At 71.2% G+C, this 805-nt stretch carries 1 protein-coding gene; it reads left to right on the top strand.

Annotation, left to right across the window (positions count from 1 at the left end):
* Positions 1 to 24: 24 nt before the first annotated feature.
* A partial coding sequence (gene galE, locus QSK52_RS39095) for a UDP-glucose 4-epimerase GalE (protein WP_285741041.1) occupies positions 25 to 805 on the top strand: 781 nt, incomplete at its 3' end.

Here is an 805-nt window from a genome sequence, read left to right as displayed (position 1 = left end):
CCGAACGTCGTGGAGGTCGAGGGCATGAGCAAGTACCTGGTCACGGGTGGAGCCGGCTACGTGGGCAGTGTGGTGGCGGCGCACCTGTTGGAGGCGGGGCACCAGGTGACCGTGCTGGACGACCTGTCGACCGGGTTCGCGGCGGGGGTGCCGGAGGGGGCCGAGTTCGTGCGGGGCCGGATCCAGGAGGCGGGCGAGGTGCTGGACTCCTCGTTCGAGGCGGTGCTGCACTTCGCGGCGTCCTCGCAGGTGGGCGAGTCGGTGGCGGACCCGGAGAAGTACTGGCGCAACAACGTGGCCGGTTCGCTGGAGCTGGTGTCGGCGATGCGCAAGGCGGGGGTGGGGCGGCTGGTGTTCTCCTCGACCGCGGCGGTGTACGGGGAGCCGGAACAGGTGCCGATCAAGGAGAGTGCGCGGACCTCGCCGACCAACGCCTACGGTGCCACCAAGCTGGCGGTGGACCACCTGATCACCTCCGAGGCGGTGGCGCACGGCCTGGCGGCGGTGAGCCTGCGCTACTTCAACGTGGCGGGGGCGTACGGGCGCTACGGGGAGCGGCACGAGCCGGAGTCGCACCTGATCCCGCTGGTGTTCCAGGCGGCGCTGGGGCAGCGGCCGCACATCGCGGTCTTCGGCGAGGACTACCCGACGCCGGACGGCACCTGCATCCGCGACTACATCCACATCGCGGACCTGGCCGAGGCGCACCTGCTGGCGCTGCAGGCGGCCAGGCCGGGCGAGCACCTGATCTGCAACCTGGGCAACGGGACCGGGTTCTCGGTGCGCGAGGTGATCGAGTCGGTCA

Origin of the sequence: Kitasatospora phosalacinea (genome assembly GCF_030268885.1) — a bacterium.
Taxonomy (GTDB): Bacteria; Actinomycetota; Actinomycetes; order Streptomycetales; family Streptomycetaceae; genus Kitasatospora; species Kitasatospora phosalacinea_C.
Note: the sequence above shows the minus strand (reverse complement) of the source record. Positions and strands in the feature narration are given on the sequence as shown.